The sequence below is a fragment of the Paraburkholderia phenoliruptrix genome, assembly GCF_902859825.1.
Classification (GTDB): domain Bacteria; phylum Pseudomonadota; class Gammaproteobacteria; order Burkholderiales; family Burkholderiaceae; genus Paraburkholderia; species Paraburkholderia phenoliruptrix.
This window is the reverse complement of the sequence record NZ_CADIKB010000100.1, coordinates 1-2,836: the sequence shown is the minus strand read 5'-3', so window position 1 is coordinate 2,836 and position 2,836 is coordinate 1. Positions and strand designations below refer to the sequence as shown.

Below are 2,836 nucleotides of genomic sequence, written 5' to 3'. Positions count from 1 at the left end.
AGAGAAAAACAATGGACATCAGCCGGAGCCTTGAAAATGCTGGAATCAGCAGTCTGCGGAGTGTCCATCAGATCAACCGAAAAAGTGGACAGGTCGACCGTCTGTGTGTCCATCTTTCACCGCAGGTTTCGCATGGTCGGAAGCCCGATAAAGCCGGGTGTCCGACCATGCCAGAGCGTGTCAAACCATCGCGCGTCAAGGGTTCACTTCGCTGGGCTTCGCCCGCCCTTGACCCATTCAGCGGTGTCACAGAACCACGATCGTTTGATGGGTCACTACGCCGGGTGACCCGTAGCGGGAACCTTCGCGAGCACCAGGTCGACGCAGATGAAGCAGCCCAAGTGCCCGTTTCGAGCGAAAACGCCCGCCCCGATCTAGCGCGGGTGCAGGGGCAGGACGCTACCGCCTCGTAGCGCGGCCAGTTCCTTGCGCAGGCTGAACACCTGACGCAGCAGTGCGAGCTCACGAGCCAGTGACTCGTCAAGTTGTGCCTGCAGATCCTTCGCGTCGCCTTTCGCCCGGTCCAGACGCTCGGCCAGTTCGAGCTTCGGACGCCCGGCTACCGCGTTGGCTGCATCGATCGCGTCAATCAGTGCTGTGAACTGCGGGCGTGACTTCTTGATGCTGCCCTTCTTGCGGCCCGCCTCGATCGCCACGGTGTCGTTGTTGATACGCACTCCCTTTCGTTTCTTCAGCCGCTCAAGGGCGGCGTAGTAGTCGCTCATGTTGCCTCCGGTTTGATCAGTTTCTCCTGCGCGTCAAGCAGTCGTTGCAGCGTCTGTGCCTCGATACGGTATTCGACGCTTGTCTCATCAACTGCGCGCAGCTTCCCGACCGTAGCCTGCTGCGCCTTGATCACTCGCTGAAGCTTCGACGGCACGACGATGAGATTACGGCAGTTCGATTCAAGACAATCCAGACGCATCCAGTCGAGCGGTGTCGACCTGCAGGGCTCGACGCTGGCGCAGCCGCCCAGCACCGTCTCGCGATATGCGAGTTCACCCTTCTCGAACTTTCTGATCGTTTGCTCGCGCGAGTAGACCGACACAGGCGAGGCCTGCACGGCACGGCTCTGCGTCCACGCTGCGTGCCCGCCGAACAGCCGCTCGTCAGCGAACAGCACCTGCTCGGCGTACGCGAGATACTCGGACAGGCCCTGCGTCTCGGCCCATTCCTTCGCGAAGTGGCGCTTGTCGGTGTCGATGAAACCCTTCGCGAACGCCGAGCCGCGCGCATAGTAGGTGCTCATCTCGTGCGTGAGGTGCTGCAGCTGACGTTTGAGCGTAGGTAGCGTCACGAGGCCGCTCCGATGGGCGTAGAGGGCTAGGCTCCGGCGAAGCTGGTGGCGGGTGAACGGCCACTGCTGCCCGAGCGCGTACTTCGGCTCGTCTTCCCACGCGCGGTGCATGTCGACACGCTTCAGCTCGGCGATGTCCTCGAATGTGATCGTCGGAAAGACGCGCTCACGAAAGGCTTCGATATAGTTAGCTACTTTACTTGCCGCCCGGTTTGCCACGTATCCATGACGCGGGCCTATCGGCAGACCCATCCGGCAGAACAGCAGGTGCGAACCGTCCGTCGATTCGGCGTAGCCTTGCGCGCCGTGCGCACGGTGCGCCTCGCCCGACAGGCGTTGCGCGAGCCTGATAGCGCGGGCAGCGAGCGGGCTGGTCACCCAGCACGCGCGCCTGGGACGACCGCCCGACAGTTTGGTCGTGACGCCCTCGATGGTGTAGTGCGTCACGCCATCCAGACGGGACTCGCTCAGGCAGTTGTAGGGCAGGGTCTCTGCTTCTGCCGCGCGCATGCCGGTGAACGACAGGATGACAAGCTGACATAGCGCGGTGATCGACGCCACAAGCGACGACCCGACGTAACGGGGGTCCTCGCACCTGAAGTGCGTTGCAGTACTTACCAGTTCTGAAGGGACACCAGGCCTCTCGCCAGCGTATACGCGTGCGAGGTGGTCCGACAGAACATCAGCGACGTCTTCAGCGATGCCGAGGTCATGCTGACAGGTCGACAGGAAGTGCTGGTAGATCCGCGTCGGGATGGCAGGGTATTGCGAGTATCCAGCGTGTTGCGCCCAGCGTTTAAGCAGAGGCTTATGTAATTGGACCAGCGGTACGCGCAGCCCTGTGGTCTCGACGCCCAGACGGTGAAGCTTCACCAGAATCGAATGAAGGCGTTGGGCCTTCGACTCCATTCCGGCTTGCGCCGCATAGTCCAGAACAACGGCGACATTGGACAGGCCCTCGTAGAGCGTAAGTTGACGTGCGGCGGCAAAGAACGTGAACTCCCTCAGGTTGATTGAACGAGCCTGAAGCGTGCCGGACGCCGGTACCATATCGGTCGCTTCGTGCATCAGAAAGTACATGACCTGCTTCCATTGACGCGTGGTTGCTTCTGAAAGCGCGCGATTCACGCCGTCAGGCAAGTGGCTCCTAAAATAGAGATGCGTGCTGCGTGGCCCAACCGCGTACGCACGGATGTCCCAGGTATCGTCACCAAACAGCGAAACAGTGTTCCCGGACGTGTCGCGCGTGACGACCGTATCGTCCTCGACCCGATACCAGTCGGGCCGCTTAGCGGTCGGCGCGATCAGTGTGTTGTTCATGCCACTCCCAATTCGTAAAGCTGGTCGAGCTTGGCCGACCAGAAAGCGTCCAGATTCCCCTCAATATCAACGTCATGCTCGATCTGTTCGACCAGCGCGGCATCCCGCCTACGCAGTTCGTCGAGCAGGAAGTCAACGCGTCGCAGCACCGCACCGAACGATCTGTCGTACTGCTCGATCGAGTCAGCACGCCCGCACACGAGTCTGACGCAGTGACGG

At 61.2% G+C, this 2,836-nt stretch carries 2 protein-coding genes and 1 pseudogene; all 3 read right to left on the bottom strand.

Features of this window, described 5'->3' with window-relative positions; all coding sequences use genetic code 11:
• Positions 1-374 precede the first annotated feature (374 nt).
• Complete coding sequence (locus HV711_RS33090) at positions 375-725, bottom strand: hypothetical protein (protein ID WP_035482749.1); 351 nt, start codon at positions 723-725, stop codon at positions 375-377.
• Entirely contained in the window at positions 722-2,617 is a 1,896-nt protein-coding gene (locus tag HV711_RS33085; RefSeq protein ID WP_035482746.1) for a hypothetical protein, read from the bottom strand. Before HV711_RS33085 ends, HV711_RS33090 begins: the two co-directional genes overlap by 4 nt.
• Positions 2,614-2,836 (bottom strand): annotated as a pseudogene (locus HV711_RS33080) (hypothetical protein); the annotation flags it as partial. The pseudogene HV711_RS33080 and the gene HV711_RS33085, both read right to left, overlap by 4 nt.